Origin of the sequence: Nocardia arthritidis, assembly GCF_011801145.1 — a bacterium.
Lineage (GTDB): Bacteria > Actinomycetota > Actinomycetes > Mycobacteriales > Mycobacteriaceae > Nocardia > Nocardia arthritidis_A.
In genome coordinates this window covers 5,847,529-5,863,322 of record NZ_CP046172.1, presented here as the reverse complement: position 1 = coordinate 5,863,322, position 15,794 = coordinate 5,847,529, and the positions used below count along the sequence as shown (strand labels likewise).

18 protein-coding genes are annotated in these 15,794 nt (G+C 68.6%); 8 read left to right on the top strand and 10 right to left on the bottom strand.

Translation table 11 applies throughout. The annotated features are described in order from the left end of the window. Positions 1 to 226 precede the first annotated feature (226 nt). Together F5544_RS26370 and F5544_RS26365 are read left to right on the top strand one after the other, a co-directional pair. Positions 227 to 1,216 (top strand): ATP-binding cassette domain-containing protein, encoded by a 990-nt coding sequence (locus F5544_RS26370; RefSeq protein WP_167475670.1) that lies wholly within the window; start codon positions 227 to 229, stop codon positions 1,214 to 1,216. Beyond that, the gene (locus tag F5544_RS26365; RefSeq protein WP_238846675.1) at positions 1,213 to 2,055 is read left to right on the top strand and encodes an ABC transporter permease; all 843 of its coding nucleotides are present in this window, start codon (positions 1,213 to 1,215) and stop codon (positions 2,053 to 2,055) included. Before F5544_RS26370 ends, F5544_RS26365 begins: the two co-directional genes overlap by 4 nt. A 54-nt stretch (positions 2,056 to 2,109) precedes the next feature. Here F5544_RS26365 and F5544_RS26360 read toward each other — a convergent pair whose 3' ends face one another. Further along, complete coding sequence (locus F5544_RS26360; RefSeq protein WP_167475669.1) at positions 2,110 to 2,445, bottom strand: RNA polymerase-binding protein RbpA; 336 nt, start codon at positions 2,443 to 2,445, stop codon at positions 2,110 to 2,112. Between the two features lie 260 nt (positions 2,446 to 2,705). Between F5544_RS26360 and F5544_RS26355 the strand changes: the two genes are divergently transcribed. After that, positions 2,706 to 3,059 carry a hypothetical protein gene (locus tag F5544_RS26355; protein ID WP_238846674.1) on the top strand — a complete coding sequence of 118 codons (354 nt, stop codon included), beginning with the start codon at positions 2,706 to 2,708 and terminating at the stop codon, positions 3,057 to 3,059. Here F5544_RS26355 and F5544_RS46020 read toward each other — a convergent pair. The 3 genes from F5544_RS46020 to F5544_RS26340 all read right to left on the bottom strand — a co-directional run bounded on the left by F5544_RS46020 (position 3,031) and on the right by F5544_RS26340 (position 5,821). Continuing rightward, the gene (locus F5544_RS46020; protein WP_174867413.1) at positions 3,031 to 4,083 is read right to left on the bottom strand and encodes a hypothetical protein; all 1,053 of its coding nucleotides are present in this window, start codon (positions 4,081 to 4,083) and stop codon (positions 3,031 to 3,033) included. The genes F5544_RS26355 and F5544_RS46020 overlap by 29 nt on opposite strands. Positions 4,084 to 4,155: 72 nt before the next feature. Then, a complete protein-coding gene (locus F5544_RS26345; protein ID WP_167475668.1) occupies positions 4,156 to 4,947 on the bottom strand; it encodes a transporter substrate-binding domain-containing protein in 792 nt (263 codons plus the stop codon). Between the two features lie 193 nt (positions 4,948 to 5,140). After that, the gene (locus tag F5544_RS26340) at positions 5,141 to 5,821 is read right to left on the bottom strand and encodes a M23 family metallopeptidase (RefSeq protein WP_167475667.1); all 681 of its coding nucleotides are present in this window, start codon (positions 5,819 to 5,821) and stop codon (positions 5,141 to 5,143) included. Between the two features lie 183 nt (positions 5,822 to 6,004). On the opposite strand from F5544_RS26340, the gene F5544_RS26335 reads away from it, so the two are divergent. Beyond that, positions 6,005 to 6,364, top strand: a complete 360-nt coding sequence (locus F5544_RS26335) for an ArsR/SmtB family transcription factor (protein WP_167475666.1) — start codon at positions 6,005 to 6,007, stop codon at positions 6,362 to 6,364. Here the strand turns inward: F5544_RS26335 and F5544_RS26330 are convergent. Continuing rightward, entirely contained in the window at positions 6,346 to 7,332 is a 987-nt protein-coding gene (locus F5544_RS26330; protein ID WP_167475665.1) for a glycosyltransferase family 9 protein, read from the bottom strand. The genes F5544_RS26335 and F5544_RS26330 overlap by 19 nt on opposite strands. 190 nt (positions 7,333 to 7,522) lie before the next feature. On the opposite strand from F5544_RS26330, the gene F5544_RS26325 reads away from it, so the two are divergent. The 3 genes from F5544_RS26325 to F5544_RS26315 all read left to right on the top strand — a co-directional run bounded on the left by F5544_RS26325 (position 7,523) and on the right by F5544_RS26315 (position 9,118). Further along, positions 7,523 to 7,933, top strand: coding sequence for a VOC family protein (locus F5544_RS26325; protein WP_167475664.1), 411 nt, complete (start codon positions 7,523 to 7,525; stop codon positions 7,931 to 7,933). Positions 7,934 to 8,039: 106 nt separating this feature from the next. Beyond that, positions 8,040 to 8,618: an HdeD family acid-resistance protein gene (locus F5544_RS26320; protein ID WP_167475663.1), complete on the top strand. Its 579-nt coding sequence runs from the start codon at positions 8,040 to 8,042 to the stop codon at positions 8,616 to 8,618. Positions 8,619 to 8,767: 149 nt separating this feature from the next. Next, positions 8,768 to 9,118: a hypothetical protein gene (locus F5544_RS26315; RefSeq protein WP_167475662.1), complete on the top strand. Its 351-nt coding sequence runs from the start codon at positions 8,768 to 8,770 to the stop codon at positions 9,116 to 9,118. A gap of 44 nt (positions 9,119 to 9,162) precedes the next feature. Here the strand turns inward: F5544_RS26315 and F5544_RS26310 are convergent, their stop codons facing one another. The 5 genes from F5544_RS26310 to F5544_RS26290 all read right to left on the bottom strand — a co-directional run bounded on the left by F5544_RS26310 (position 9,163) and on the right by F5544_RS26290 (position 13,586). Next, entirely contained in the window at positions 9,163 to 10,290 is a 1,128-nt protein-coding gene (locus tag F5544_RS26310) for a Dyp-type peroxidase (protein WP_238847485.1), read from the bottom strand. A gap of 145 nt (positions 10,291 to 10,435) precedes the next feature. Further along, the gene (locus F5544_RS26305) at positions 10,436 to 10,924 is read right to left on the bottom strand and encodes a copper chaperone PCu(A)C (protein WP_174867626.1); all 489 of its coding nucleotides are present in this window, start codon (positions 10,922 to 10,924) and stop codon (positions 10,436 to 10,438) included. 211 nt (positions 10,925 to 11,135) lie between these two features. Further along, positions 11,136 to 11,660: a hypothetical protein gene (locus F5544_RS26300; RefSeq protein WP_167475660.1), complete on the bottom strand. Its 525-nt coding sequence runs from the start codon at positions 11,658 to 11,660 to the stop codon at positions 11,136 to 11,138. Between the two features lie 382 nt (positions 11,661 to 12,042). Further along, complete coding sequence (locus F5544_RS26295; RefSeq protein WP_238846673.1) at positions 12,043 to 12,813, bottom strand: SGNH/GDSL hydrolase family protein; 771 nt, start codon at positions 12,811 to 12,813, stop codon at positions 12,043 to 12,045. A gap of 68 nt (positions 12,814 to 12,881) precedes the next feature. Beyond that, positions 12,882 to 13,586, bottom strand: a complete 705-nt coding sequence (locus F5544_RS26290; protein ID WP_174867411.1) for a S1 family peptidase — start codon at positions 13,584 to 13,586, stop codon at positions 12,882 to 12,884. Between the two features lie 200 nt (positions 13,587 to 13,786). Here F5544_RS26290 and F5544_RS26285 point away from each other — a divergent pair, with 200 nt between their 5' ends. Next, positions 13,787 to 15,793, top strand: a complete 2,007-nt coding sequence (locus tag F5544_RS26285) for a heavy metal translocating P-type ATPase (protein WP_167475659.1) — start codon at positions 13,787 to 13,789, stop codon at positions 15,791 to 15,793. Position 15,794 lies beyond the last annotated feature (1 nt).

Sequence of the window (15,794 nt, the reverse complement as noted above, 5' to 3'; positions counted from 1 at the left end):
TGTGGTGAATCGGCGAGCGGTGGCGCCAGAGTCGGTCACTGGGGGCCGACCGGGCGCCGCTGGCGGCGCGCCGTGCTGGCCGAATACAACCAACGATCCGCCGCGCCGGATTCCCGCGCCGACGACGAAAGCCATTGTCGGCAAGCGGGATTCGAGATCGCGGCGAAACCTAGCGATAGTGGGGTCGAGCTGTGATGCGTGTTTGCCGGTTCTTCGAGGTGAAGCCGTGAGCCTCGCGGTCGAAGTGCTCGACCTGGTCAAGCATTACGGTCGCGTACGCGTGCTCGACCACATCGACCTACAGGTCCCGGCGGGCACGGTGATGGGTCTGCTCGGCCCGAACGGCGCCGGGAAGACCACCACGGTCCGGATCGTCACCACCCTGCTCCGGCCCGACGCCGGGTCGGTGCGGGTGGCCGGGGTGGACGTGCTGCGCGATCCGGCCTTGGCGCGCAGGCGAATCGGGCTCTCCGGCCAGTACGCCGCGGTGGACGGCAACCTCTCCGGCTACGAGAACCTGCGCATGGTGGCCCGGCTGTACGGGATGTCGCAGCGGCAGGCCACCTCTCGCGCGGCGGAACTACTCCAGGCGCTAGGTCTGGAGTACGCGGCGCACCGGCGGGCGGGCACCTATTCCGGCGGTATGGCCCGCAGGCTCGACCTGGCGGGCGCGCTGGTGGCCCGGCCCGCGGTCGTAGTACTCGACGAGCCGACCACCGGCCTGGATCCGCGCGGCAGGCTCGATATGTGGCGGGTCATCGGCGATCTCGTCGACGACGGCACCACCGTGCTGCTCACCACGCAGTATCTGGAGGAGGCCGATCTGCTCGCCGACCGGATCACCGTCATCGATCGCGGCCGGGTCATCGCGCGCGGTTCGGCCGATGAGCTGAAGACCGCCATCGGCGGCGACAAACTCACCGTCACCCTGGCCGCCGGACAGGATATGAAACCGGCGCTTTCGGTGCTGGCGCAGGTCGGGATCGGCGAGCCGATCCACGAGCCGGGCACCGAGGAGGCCACCGTCGTGGTCGGTGACGGCACCCGCACCATGGTCGAGGCGCTGCGCAGGCTCGACGACGCCGGAGTCTGCGTGGTGGACGCCACCGTGCACCGGCCCAGCCTCGACGACGTATTCCTTTCCCTCACCGGAACTTCCGCGAAGAAGGACGAGCAGCCGGTGGACGACGAGATCCAAGAGGAGGTACGGGCGTGACCACCGCGTCGGCCGCATCCACCACAGCGCCATCCGAGCGGGCCCCACGGCTGCGGGTTTTCCGGGACAGCGCGATCGTCGCCTACCGCAATCTGCTCACCATCCTGCGGGTGCCGACCCTGCTGGTCACCGCGACCATCCAGCCGCTGATGTTCGTCTTCCTGTTCGCCTACATCTTCGGCGCCTCGCTGGGTGGTAGCCAGTACCGGGAATTTCTGCTGGCCGGAATCTTCACGCAGACAGTCGCTTTCAATGCCGCGTTCACCACCGTCGGCCTGGCGGGCGATCTGCAGAAGGGCATCATCGACCGGATGCGGACCCTGCCCATGTCGCGGCTCGCGGTGTTGATGGGCCGCACGCTCTCGGATCTGGTGGTGAATATCCTGAGCCTCGGCGTGATGGTCGGCTGCGGCTATGCGGTGGGCTGGCAGATCAACGGCGGAATCGCCGATGCCGCATTGGCTTTCGGTGTCATCCTGCTGTTCGCCTTCGCCATGTCCTGGGTCGGCGCGCTCACCGGTCTGCTCTCGCCGACCGTCGAGGTCGCGCAAAGCGCCGGTCTCATCTGGCTTTTCCCGCTCACCTTCATCTCCTCGGCGTTCATCTCCGCGGAAACCCTGCCCGGCCCGCTGCGCACGGTGGCCGAATGGAATCCGATCACCGCGGTCTCGGCGGCGGGCCGCAAACTGTTCGTCAACGGGTCCCCGCCCACCTTCGTCCCGCCGCACGGCTGGGCCGCCGACCACTGCGTCGAATATTCGATCGCCTGCTCGCTGGTGATCCTCTGCGTGGCGATGCCGATGGCGCTGCTGCGCTATCGCAAGGTGGCGAGCCGGTAGCCTGGCCATACAAAAAGCCGCTCCCCTCGTGAGGGGAGCGGCTTTCGTGTCACGTTACGCCCGGCGCCGGGTCTTGAGCAGTTCGAGGCGCTCCTTGAGCAGTTCCTCGAGCTCATCCTTGCTGCGGCGTTCCAGCAGCATGTCCCAGTGTGTGCGCGGGGGCTTGACCTTCTTGGTCTCCTGGTTCGTGCCCTCGATCAGGACACCTTCCTGGCCGTTGCGGCACAGCCAGGTGGGCGGGATCTCGGCGTCGTCGGCGAACGGGACGTCGAATTCCTCGCCGTTATCGGTCCGGTACCGGGCAATCCGGCGCGGGGCCAGGTCGTGGTCGCGATCGGTCTCGTAGCTCACCGCTCCGAGCCGACTGCCTCGGAGTACGCGATCTGCCATATGTGCGGTCCTCTCCCTGTGTGCTCTCGAGCTCTTGCTGCGCCGACTAAACGTCGATTCAGGAACAACGCGCGCGCCTGCCTCGATAGTTCCCGGCACGATGTAGTTCCCGATACGGTGCCGGCGAACCCCTCCATTGTAGTGGCTGCGCCGAATACGCCGCGCTCACGGTGCCCGCTCCGGCGCCGATTCGCGGGCGGGCGACACCGGGAGGCGGCCCGTTTGTGCCGGTGGACACGTGAGTGGTTAAGGTGTGCGGCGTGTCTCATGTGCCCAGGTCAGGCCATAGCGCCCCGAAACGACAGGTGTCCTGCCTGTGGTGCGGGCGGGAGATCGTCGAATCCGAGGCGGGCCGTCGCCGCCGGTACTGTCGTCAATCGTGCAGGCAGCGCGCCTACGAGCATCGAAACAGCTTGAAGGGCACGGGAATTCCGACCGATTCGGTGGTGCTGTCGGCGCAGGAGGCCAGCGATCTGGCCGATCGCTGGTTCGCGGCCCGCTGTGCCGCCGAGGATGTCGCGACGGCGATCGGCGAGGGCGCCGACCACGCCGAGCTGAAATCCCTCAGCGCCACCCTGCTGGAGCTCACCCGCGAAGCGGAACGGCTGCGCTGAGGCCCCCGATCGTGTTGCGGCCGTACACATATACCGCGGCCAGCAGCAGACCGACCACCGCGACCAGCCCGCCGAACGCGGCGACGGTGATCGTGTCCGGGTGGATCAGCGGCTGTGCGCGCATGGCCTGCTGGAACACGATGGCGAGCAGCCCGGCGTAGCCGACGGCGAGTACTCCGACCACCCTGGCCCTGGTGCGCTCGTCGCGCAGCCAGCCGACCCGCGGCGCGAGCCAACTGAGCGCGATAGCCGCGAGGATCAGCACCTGGATGCCGTGCAGGCCGACGAAGTGCGGCACCCGCAGGTCGCCGCCGACCGTGCTCCAGTGCGTGATCGGCAGCCCGGCGAGCGCGTCGCGGGCCTGCGGCATGGGCGTGTCGTGCAGCACGGTGTGCCCCGCCACGAGCTCGACGATATTGCCGTCGGCGTCGCGCACCAGCTGCTTACCGGTGAACCCCATCAGGTAGCCGAGCATCATCCCGGCGACGGCGAGTCCCATTCCGGCGTGAATGGCCCGCGAGAGCGGCCGGTCCGCCACCCGCTGCCACGAAAGGATCGCGGCGATAACCAGATTCGCGAAGAACAGGCCGGGAACGCCGGAGGCGAAGACCTTTTGGCCGATATCGTTGAACGCATCGGTCTGGGTATTGAAATGGCTGAAGGTGCCGCGCGCCGCCTGCATGACGATGAAACCGACGTCGACACATCCGGTCACCGCGAAGATCGTGCCGAGCCACCAGGTGGCCCGGCTTCCCTTGTGCGGCAAGGAAAGCAGCCACGCCAGCGTCCCGCTGTACAGCACGAACGCGACGGCGAACTTGAACGGTTTGAGCCACACAGACTCACCGAGCAGCGTGCGATCGTCGAAGATCATCCCGGCCGCCGAGGCGATGGCCAGCACGGCCATCGCGCCGACGAGCCACAGCAGCGGCCGATGTAGACGGCCCGCTCGTCCGGCCGGGCGATGCCGACCGGCCGTCGCGGGACGCTGATCGACGGGGTGCGATTCGAATGTTGTGACCATGCACCGACGGTAGGAATCCGCAACGCCGGATCACGTCCCGCCGCAGCGCTATTCGACTCCGATACCCCGGTATCAGACGCCGAGCCATTCCGCCGTGAGCCGGTCGACGTGTCCGGTGCGCAGCTGATATGTGAGCCAGGTATTCACGACGGCATCGAAGATGCTGTCGCCGCGGGGGAGCATGTACGCCTTGGTGAAGGAGTCGAAGGGCTTGTCCGGGTGCAGGACTCGCAGACCTGGATGGGTGAGTTGCCGGTAGCGGCCCTCGACCGAATCGGTGACGAACACATCGGCGCGGCCCTGTTCGATCTCGTCGTAGATGGTCAGGTTGTCGGGCCAGACGGTGAGGTCGGCGGCCGGGAAATTGGCGCGGGCGAAATTCTCGTTGGTGCCGCCGCGGTTGACGATCACCCGCACGCCGGGCCGGTTGATATCGGCGATGGTGGCGTAGGTGTCGCCGTCCTCGCGTCGGCTGACCGGGGTTTTGCCGTCGGTGGACAGGGCGACGGAGAAGTCGGCGAGCTCTCGGCGCGCGGCGGTGTCGGAGATCCCGCCGACCGCGATATCGCACCTCGCCGCGAAATCGCCGGCGAGCCCGGCCCAGGTGACCGGCACCCACTGCGGTGAAACCTGAAGCGCCGCAGCGAGTTCGGTGGCCAGCGTGATGTCGGTGCCGCGATAGGTCCCGTTGTCGTCGCGCACCGTATAGGGCGGATAGTCGCCGGTGGTGCACACCCGCAGCACACCGGTTTCGCGCACGGTGAGCAGATGTGACGCGGCGGGTGCGTCCGCCTGGGCGGTGCCGAAGGACAGTCCGGCGGCCAGCACGGCGGCGAATACGGTGCGGATGACGCGGTAGTGCATCGGCCGATCCTACGGCGCGGCGCGGCCCTGCCATCTCCGGGCGTGTCCGATCAGTCCCGCGACCAACTCGGGAAAGTCGTGATCATCGGCGACGGCTTTCCGGGGAGAACGCCGTTTCGTGAGCCCCTCATTCACTCGCTGATGCGCGCCGTGGCACGGCTCGCTCGCAAGCTTGCTCACGAAACGGCGGGACTCAGGACGGATCGCCCGAGACGACGATGCCGCGCGCGGCGAGCCAGGGCAGCGGATCGATGGGTTCGCCTGCGGCGGAATGGATTTCGTAGTGCAGATGCGGGCCGGTGGAGTAGCCGCGGTTGCCGACGGTGGCGATGACGTCGCCCGCGCGCACGTGCTGGCCGACCGTCGCGATGATCTCGTTCACGTGTCCGTAGATGCCGATGGTGCCGTCGTCCTGCTGCACCCGCACCCAGAGGCCGAATCCGTCGGCCGGGCCCGCATCGATCACGACGCCGTCGGTGACCGCCTCGATCGGGGTGCCGATCGGATCGCCGAAGTCGATGCCCGCGTGCAGCGCGCCCCAGCGCATGCCGAAGGTGGAGGTGAGCACGCCCGCGACGGGACGGACGGTGTGCGGCCGGGCGAGTTCGGCGGCGATCCGGGCCGCTTCGTCGGCAATGCGTCGTTGCGTCGCCAGCACCGCCTCGGGGACGGTCTGCGGCATCTGCGCTTCGCGCGGGGTGAAGGCGAGCGGCGCGATGGGCGCCTGGGCCTGGGCCGGGAGGTCGTCGGCGGCGTTGAGGGCCGTCAGTGCGGAGATCGCGACCGCGGAGACGGCGACCGCGCGGGTCGCTGCGCGGTGTCGTCGACTACGGGTCGCGCCGCGCCGGGAAGGTAACGGAACGGTCACGAGCATTGGTCGAACGTAACGGGCATCCGTGGCGACTTCGCAATCGTGTGGCTAGCGTCACCTTGGTACAAAAGCCCAGTTCACCTATTACAAACGGATAACGCTACGGCGTGTCTCGCGGCTCGACCTTGGTGAATGCCGTATTGCGTCCGGTTGACCGGACGGTGGTCCAATGATCACACTATTTCAGTGGCTACTAATGGAGTCCGTGCCCTGGAGGCGTTATCCGACCCCACCCGCCGGGCGATCTTCGAGGCGTTGCCGCAGGCGCCGCGCTCGGTCGGCGAACTGGCCGCCACCGTCGGCGTCAGCAGTTCCGCCGTATCCCAACACCTGCGGGTGCTGCGCGAGGCGCGACTGGTCGGCATGCGTCCCGACGGAAATCGGCGGCTCTACCATCTGGACCCGCGCGGCCTCGGCGCGGCCCGCGACTACCTGGAGCAGTTCTGGCCCAGCGCGATAGCGGCCTACTCCGCGGCACTCAGCGCGGCTCGGATCGACGACGTTGACCGAACCGGCGACGCCGGACCTCAGCCGACGCGCCGGTAAGCGGTGCGCCTGCGGTCCGCGGTCCCGGTTCCCGGCCAGCGCCTTTTGCTGAGCTGTTTGTCGACAGCGTTGATCACCTCGGTCACTCCGATGCGCAGCAGACCCGGATCCGGGGTGTCGGCGTCGCGGTCGCCGAGCTGACCCGCCCACAGCACCGAATGACGGCCGAGCAGATGCGGCGGCGGACCGGCCCAGCGCGGCGGCGTCGGACCGAACAACTGCACCGTGCGAGTGCCGAACGCGGTCGCCAGGTGCGCGACTCCGGTGTCGCCGCAGACCACCAGTGCCGCCTCGGCGACGGTGGCGGCCAACTCGGTCAGGTTCTGTTCCCCGGCCAGCACCCGGCTCACGGAGAGTCCGGCCCGCGCCGCGATATGCAGCGCGAGATCGCGTTCGAATTCGTCCCCGGTCACCACCACCTCGCGCCCGAGCACGAGCAGATGCCGGATCACCGCGGCGAACCGGTCGGCGGGCCAGCGCCGGGCCTGCGCGCCCGCGCCGATGTGCACCACGACGCAATCGCGGTGGCTGGTCGTCGAAACCGGCGGCACCAGACCGAGATTGCGCCGATCGGCGTCGATTCCGTCGTATTCGAGCAGATGGCACCAGCAGTCGACGATATGCCGATCCTGTTGCCACTGCGGACCTTCCAGATCGGGGAAGGCGGGATTGCGGTAGCTCAGGATGCGGTCGGGATCGGTCTTGCCGAGCGCGACGATGCTCTCCGCGTGCGGGCCGTGCAGGTTCACCGCGAGCGCGGGACGCGGTCCGTCCCAACGCAATATGCCATCGGCGGTGGGCGCCAGCTCGTCGACCGAGGCGATCAGGTCGACGATGGGTTTGACCCGCTGCGGGGCCGCGAGCACGATATGGTCATGGGGTCTCGCACGGCGCAGAGCACGTAGTGCGGGGACCGCGGTGAGCAAGTCACCGAGGCCGCGTGCTTGCAGCACGAGAACTACCGACACCCTGAACTCCTAGACCGACCCGACTTTCGGTATCGCCCGCCGTCACGAGCCAACTTAGGGATGACTACCCGACCAGGAGACCGGTGAAACGTAGTGTGGCGTGCGTTATGCAACGCGTGCCCCTTATATGTGCTCTAGCCTTGTTCGTGGCGCGAGTTTCGCAATGACATTCGGCGGCAAGGAGCATGCCATGGTCTCCCGGCTCAATCCGTACCTCGGTTTCCAGGACTCGGCGCGCGCTGCGCTCGAGTTCTACCGCGACGTCTTCGGTGGCAATCTCACCATCAGCACCTTCGGCGATATGGGCGATAAGGAAGCACCCGGCGCCGAATTGGTCATGCACGGACTACTCGAGACGGCCAAGGGATTCACGTTGATGGCCGCCGACACCCCGCCCGGGATGGAATACCACCCGGGCAGCAGCATCTCGGTGAGCCTCAGCGGTGACGACGCCGAGGAGCTGCGCGGCTACTGGGACGGCCTGTCGGCCGGCGGCCGGGTGACGGTGCCACTGGAGAAGCAGATGTGGGGAGACGAATTCGGTATGTGCGTCGACCGGTTCGGCATCTCCTGGATGGTCAATATCGGTGCGCCGCAATAGGTTCGTGGCACGGCGGTAGATCGTTCCGCGCGGCGGGTTCCGGCTCGCGACAGTGTGCGGGCCGGATATCCGGTGAATCGCCCATCTCGGGACATAGCATCTGTGCATGACGACAAACAGCGTGCTAGAGGGCCCGGTCAAAGCGCTCGCTCGCAGTGCGTGGCAGACCACCCTGGTCACCGGACTCCTGTCGGTGGTTCTCGGCGTCATCGTCCTGGTCTGGCCGGGGCCGACACTGCTTGCGGCGGGTGTCCTTTTCGGTATCTATCTGGTGGTCTCCGGCTTCCTGCAGCTGGTGGCCGCGTTCGGCATACCGTCCAGCGCCGGGATGCGGGTGCTCGGCTTCATCAGCGGCGTGCTGTCCATCGCGATCGGCGTGTTCTGCTTCCGGGACGAATTGGATTCGATCCTGCTGCTCGCCATCTGGATCGGCGTCGGCTGGCTGTTCCGCGGGGTCGGCGCGACCATGATGGGCCTGTCGGAGCCCGCGCTGCCGGGCCGGGGCTGGGCCGTCTTCTTCGGCCTGCTCACCACCATCGCGGGCATCGTGGTGATCGCGTGGCCGCTGGAATCGGTGGCGACGCTGACCGTAGTGGTCGGCGTGTGGCTGCTGGTGATCGGCATCATGGAGATCATCATGGCCTTCGGCATCCGCAAGGATGCCCGCGCGCTCGACCAGGTCTGAGCCGGATTCGGCTGCGGCCGAAGGTATCTCACGCGGCACGGCCGCCGGATCGGCAGGGCGATCCGGCGGCCGTTCTCGTATCGCCGCAGGTGGCGTCGAAAAACGACCTTATGTAGTAGACGCGGGGGCGATCAACTAGCGTCTGCGGTATGAACTTCGTCTACAACGTCGTGGTCGTCACCCATCTGCTCGGTATGGCCGCGGTCGTCGGCGGCTACGCGGCGCAGCGCGATACGGTGTCCGAGCTGATGGTGTGGGGTGCGCGCCTGCAGATCGTCACCGGACTGGTGCTCGTCGGCATGGCCGACGGCATCCATTCGCTGGACAAGCATCCGAATATGGTGAAGATCGGGGTCAAACTGGTCGTCGCGCTGCTGGTCGCGGCGTTCGCGGAGATGGGACACGGCGATGCCAAACGCGGTAAGCCGGTGACCTGGATGCCGCATGCGGCGGGTGGGCTGGCGGTGGTCAACGTCCTGGTCGCCGCACTGTGGCATTAAATGATGAGGTTCGATGCCCGGTGGCCGGGCATCGAACCTCCCCCTCATGATTCGAACAGCGACTGTCCGAGATATCCGCCCGGCGCCCGCACCCCCGGCAGGATGACGAACACCGCGGACCCCACCGGGGTCGTCCACACGTTGAGCGCGTCGAATTCGGCCAGCCGCCGCTGCACCGGCAGGTACTGGGCGTCCACATCGCGCTGGAAGGCGGCGAAGAGCAGCCCCGAATTCGAGATGTGACCGGGGGTGGGCGCGTCGTCGTAGTTGTAGCCGCGGCGCAGGAACCGCTCCCCGTCGCTGGTGTGATGCGCCCTGGCGATATGCGACGACGGCGGGATCACCGGAATGCCGAAGCGGTCGACGGCCGCGAAATCCGGTTCGTCGAATTCGTGCTTCCCGGTGAGCGGCGCACCCGTGTCCAGGGTGCGGCCGACCGTCAATTCCCTTCCATCCCGGTCGATTTCGTCCCAGGTGTCGAGTTTCATGGCGATCCGGCGCAGCACCAGCGACGTACCGCCGCGCAACCAGGGCTGCGCCGCGCCGTCATCCCACACCAGCCGCTCGAAATCCGGTGTGCCCGGGGCGATATTGACGGTGCCGTCCACCTGACCCATCAGATTGCGCGGTGACGCACCGGGTTTCGCGTTGCGGAAGCCGCGCTGCACCCAGCGCACCGTCACCAGCGAGCCGACCCCCTTGCACAGCACCCGCACCGCGTGCGACACCGCGGTCGCCTCGTCGGCGCAGATCTGGAGCAGGAAATCGCCGTCGCTCCAACCCGGTTCGAGCCGATCGATCTCGAACGGCGGCAGCGGACGCAGCCAGGTGGGCCTGCGCTGTTCGGCGCCGGCAACGGTGAAGGCGTTCGGGCCGAGGCCGACCGTGACGGTCAACCGCGAAGGACGTTGCGCCAGTTCGGGTTCGGTATCGCCCAGTGCCGCGGCGCCCTGGGTGAGACGGGCGGCGTCATCGGTCCAGATCTTCAGGATGCCGATGACATCGGCGCGGCGGGCGCCGGGCCGCAGGTCGAGCGCGACGAAGGCGGCGTGATCCTGCGGCGCGGTCGCGATACCGGCCTGGTGTTCGCCGTAGAACGGTTCGGTATCGGTCGGTGCGCGGCCCGCGGGCTCGGTTCGATGCCCGGTGAATGCCGCCGCGCCCCAGCCGATTCCGGCCGCCCCCGCGACGGCGGCGCCCCTACCGAAGAGGCGCCGCCTGGAGAAACCGCCGGTCCGCCGGTCACTCGGTCCGGCCGCCGTGCCTTGGTGCTCGGGCGCGTTCGCCGAGCCGATCGATCCGGCTGCCGTATCCCGCTCAGCCACCGTGTTCGGGGGAGTAGTTCTCCTGATTGCCGGAGAAATCGCGGACCTGGGCGGTGAAGGTCTTCGTCGAGCCGTCGTCGAAGGTGAGCGTCACCGGTGTGTCCGAGCCGGTGCGCAGCGGGCCGGTCAGGCCCATGAACATGATGTGCTCGCCGCCGGGCGCCAATTTGATGCTGCCGTGCGCGGGGATCGCGAAGCCACCGGCCTTGGGCCGCATCGTCTTCGATCCGTCGGCCGCGGCCACCACCTCGTGCAGTTCGACCGCCTTGGCCGCGGGGCTGGACGCGGCGACGACGGCCACCGCCTTGTCGCCGGAATTATCCAATTCACCGAAGGCGGCCGACATTCCACTGTCGGCGGCCTTGGCCCACTGATCCTTGACGGTGACCGCGTCGGCGGCCTTCGTCGCGCCGCTGTCGTTCTTGGACGAACAACCTGCCAGCAGCGCGAGGGCGGCGGCCGCGCAGGCCAGTATCCGGATCGCGGGCATACGGGTAGTGACGGACATGAGAACTCCATTCGGGTACGGGTTTTCGAGATACCGCCGGTCGGAGTGCGCGTGCGCCGCCGGAATTCCGGCGGGCGCCACCCCTTTTCGAGCGCCGTCGAGCCGATTCCGCTCGTGCGCAACCCACTTACCTGGAACGATCTCTTCGATCCGGCAGCGCGGTACGGCGGTGTGTAACGAACAACTACCGCGACACCGGCGGCCCGCGCCTGCCGATTCCCGAACCGAGCAGCGACCGCGGCGCCCGGGCCGGAGCCTGCCATGCCGCGACCGCCGTCGAAACCGCAACGGCGGGAAGCGGATCCAATGCCGCGACGGCTCGTCGCACGCCACCGGCGAGCCGGGCGACCGCGCGTTCCGCCCCGCGAATGAGTATGGCGCCCAATGGGATCGCCACGAGATGCGCGGCCAGCATGATCTGATTCGCGCCGCCGCCGTGGTGATGTTCGGGCGCCATCGAAAGCGCGGTGTGCCCGATGGCCTGCCCACCGGCCAGCAGCGCCATCACCTCGGCGATGCCGTACCGGTTCCGCATGGCGGCCACCGCGTAGCCGACCGCCGCGCAGGCCGCGATCAGCAGCGCCAGCCCGGACTGCCCGATCGCGACGCTTCCGCCCGCCAGGCCGTGCGCGGCAATGCTCACCGCACCGGACGCGCAACCGACGAACGCGCCACGCGCCCGCGCCATCGCCTCCGTCGGTTTCCGCACCGCGCCATACTACTGCCGGTCGTAGGGAAGGTTCGTCATCGGCCCAGGTCTGGGGATCGACGGGGCGATTCGGTGCCAGCGTGTGGTCTCGGACATGTACACGCATCGGCCTGGACGAACACGTCGCCGCAAGCGACCTAGGTTTGTGGTGACGCAAGCTACCGGCTCCGGGCCTGTCGCTCGCGCCGCAGGTGCTCGAGCGCTACCTCCGCCGACTAACTGCCCGGAGACTTCCGCGAATCGAAGTGCTGTGCTCGGCAGCTCGCAGGTCTTCGCCAGTCAGTCCGTCACCCACGTCCGTGGTCAGTACACCTGGTGTCTGCGCCTGAAGTGCGTTTGCAGATATCTGGCGAGGGAGTCGAGGATTTGCTCGGCGGTCGGCTCAACCCGAAACGGGCTGCAGCTCAGGACGTTTCGGGGGTAAGCCCGCGCCGGTGGAGATGCCGCGGACCCGGCGGCCGAGCCACGGCAGCATATGCCGGGTGGTCCAGCGCCATTCGGCGGCGGTCGCGGCGGTGAAGGTGCGCCGGACCGGGGGGAGTGGGTCGCGCCAGGTGGTGTCGGCGCCGGGGACGCCCAGGGTGTCGGCGACTGCGCGGGCGACCAGATCGTGGCCGAGCGGGCTCAGATGCAACCGGTCCTCGGCCCAGACCAGCGGATGGGTGGTGGCGTGCACCGGTTCGAAATCCACCAGGGTGATGCCGTGGCGCGCGGACAGTTCGCGCAACCGGGCGTTGAGCGCGCGCACCCGCCCGGACAGCGGGCGCACGAACGGCGCGATCGCGCCGATATCCGGGTACGTGAAGGTGACCACCCGCGCGCCCGCGGTGACCAGCGCGGCGAACATCGCGTCCAGGTCGGCGAGCAGTGCGGCGCCGTCCAGGCGCGGCCGGATGACATCGTTCATCCCCGCGACGACGGTGACCAGGTCGGGGCCGAGCGCGAGCGCGGGCGGCAGCTGTTCGGCGCGGATCTCCGCGGCGCGGCGACCGCGGACCGCCAGATTGGCGTAGTGCAGTCCCGGGCCGGCGGCGGCGAGCAGGGCGGCGAATCGGTCGGCCCAGCCGCGGTGGCCGCCGTTGCCGTCCGGGTCGCCGATGCCCTCGGTCTGGCTGTCGCCGAGTGCGACGAAGCGTTTGTACGGAGGCTCCACGATTCGCTCCTGCGTTGGCTCGGTGGCGCAGCGATATCGTACGGGCGCCGCCGGATTCGGGCCACGCGTCACACGGGCTGGAATCCGGCGCCGGGACCGCCGGCTTGCTCGATGGCGGCGAGCACCATGCCGATCTGGATGGCGACGGCCGGGTCGTGCCCCGATGCGGCCGGGTGACGGCAGGTCAGGTCGGCGAGGGTGATTCCGATCGCCTCCGTGCCGATATGGCCGACGTTCATGCCGACCAGCCGATCGCCGAGGGTGACCGGGCCGCCGGAATCGCCGGGCCGCGAACAGACCTGGTTCTGGAACCACCATTCGTGGGTCGCCCATACGAGGCCGCAGTCGACGCCGGTGGTGCGGCCGTTCTTGCAGACGAGATCGCCCTGCCGCGGCGGTGCGCCGATGCCGGCGATAACCGTCGCGTCGACGCGGCGCACCGGCGTCACCCGATCGCGGTCGAACACGATGACCGCGTAGTCGTCCGAATGATCCACCGCGGCAACCGTGCCGACGACGCCGGTGTCCGGTGTGGCCTCGGCCCGCACCGGCATCCCGGGTTCGGCGCAGTGGCCCGCGGTCAGGCCGGTCAGCCTGCCCCCGCGGTCGTAGCCGATGGTGGTGAGGGTGCATGCGGTGCTCGACCCGACCAGGATGCCGGAGCCCCCGCCGAGGGCGACGGTCTGCTGTGCCGCCGCCGAACCGCACGGACCGATCGTGATCAGCGCCGCGACGGCCGCCGCCAGCATGCAACGAATCCCCGGAACGACCATATCGGTGTCCTTCGTCCAGCGAGTGGGGCACACCCGGCGAGTGGGCGATGGTGGAGATCCCTTGATTGTCCCGGATCGCGACCGGTATTTCGGTTTCGCCGGATCCCGGTACGGCAACGGCTCGGTGGCGATCAGGGGTGCGGCGAAGCCATAAAACAACCATCTATCTAGATATTGCAATCTATGCATATAATCGCCTCATGACGAAACGCGATCAAGAAAGCACGGACGCGCACAGCGGCCCGCTCGGTGAGCGCGCGGAGCTGATCGCCGCCATCGCCTCCGGTGTCACCTATGCGGGCGGTATGACGGCGAAATATCTGGTGGACGCGCCGGGCTGGTTGGCTCTGACGCTGTTTGCCGCCACCTATGTGTTCGGCGGGTTCTTCACCGTCCGGACCGCGCTGGCCACCGTGCGGCGCGGGCGGTTCGAGGTGGACTTCCTGATGCTGGTCGCCGCGGTCGGCGCGGCGCTGGTCGGCAAGTGGGCCGAGGGATCGGTGCTGCTGTTCCTGTTCAGCCTCGGGCACGCGCTGGAGGAATACGCGATGGGGCGGGCGAAGCGGTCCATCGAGGCGCTGGCCGAGCTGGCCCCGAGTACGGCGCTGGTGCGGCGCGGTGACACGGTGACCGAGGTGCCGGTGGACGAGCTGGCGATCGGCGATGTCGTTGTGGTGCTGCCGAATTCGCGTCCACCCGCGGACGGTGTCGTGGTCGCCGGGACCAGCGGTGTCGACGAGTCCTCGGTGACGGGCGAGAGCATTCCGGTGGAGAAGAGCCCGGCCGCCGACCCCGCCGCGCTGCTGGCGAGCGATTCCACTGTGCCGGAACGGCATCGGGTGTTCGCCGGGACATTGAACGGGTCCGGCGCACTGGATGTGTTGGTGACCAGCCTGGCGCGCGACAGCATGCTGGCGCGGGTGATCACCATGGTCCGGGAGGCCGATACCCAGAAGTCGCCGACACAGCGGTTCCTCGACCGATTCCAAATCTTCTATGTCCCAGCGGTTCTGGTCGGTGTCGCGGCGGTGCTCGGCGTCGGGGTCTTCGCGTTGAGCGAGCCGTTCGCCGACAGCTTCTACCGGGCGATGGTGGTGCTGGTGGCCGCCAGCCCGTGCGCGCTGGCCATCGCGACGCCGAGTGCGGTGCTGGCCGGGATCGCCCGCGCCGCGCAGGCCGGTGTGCTCGCGAAGGGCGGCGGACCGCTGGAAACCCTTGGGCGCGTTCGCTCCATCGCCTTCGATAAGACCGGCACGCTGACCTGGGGTCAGCCGCGCGTCACCGATATCGTGCCCGCGCGTGCGGAACTGCGGGACGAGCTGATCGCCACGCTGTACGCGGTCGAGTCGTACAGCGACCATCCGCTGGCCACCGCGATCACCAGGGATCTGGGGCCGCTGGTGACGGCCGAGCGGACCGCTGATTCGGTGAATTCCGTTACCGGGCGCGGTATTACGGCCTTGGTGGACGGACGGGCGACCGAGGTCGGCAATAGGACCATGTTCGAGGAGTTGGATCCCGATGGCCTGCCGCCCGCGATCGTGCTGGCGATGGACGAACTGCACGAGCGGGGCCGCACCACGATGATCGTGCGCAGCGGTGGCGCCTATCTGGGCGTGGTCGGTGTGATGGATGTGCCGCGCGCCGAGGCGGCGCCGGTGGTCGCGATGCTGCGGTCATTGGGGATCGCGGAGGTGGTGCTCATCTCCGGCGACAACCAGCGGGTCGCCGATGCGGTCGCCCGCGATATGGGCTTGGACGCGGCGCACGGCGGGCTGCTGCCCGAGGACAAGGTCACCAAGATCGGCGAAATCGGCGGGCGGATGGGCGCCGCGATGGTCGGTGACGGGGTGAACGACGCGCCCGCGATGGTGCACGCCTCGGTCGGCATCGCGATGGGGGCGAGCGGATCCGCGGTGGCGCTGGAGACGGCCGATGTGGCGCTGATGGTCGACGATATCGGCAGGCTGCCGTTCGCGGTGGCGCTGAGCAGGCGGACCGCGCGCGTCATCCGGCAGAACCTGGCGTTTTCGCTGCTGATCGTCGCGGCGCTGGTGCCCGCCACGCTGCTCGGCCTGCCGATCGGGCCCGCGGTGTTCATCCACGAGGGTTCGACGCTGCTGGTCGTGGCGAATGCGTTGCGGTTGCTGCGGTTCCGGCGCGGCGCCGAGCACGCCGGGATCGAGCACGAGGCCCGTCCCGTGTGAT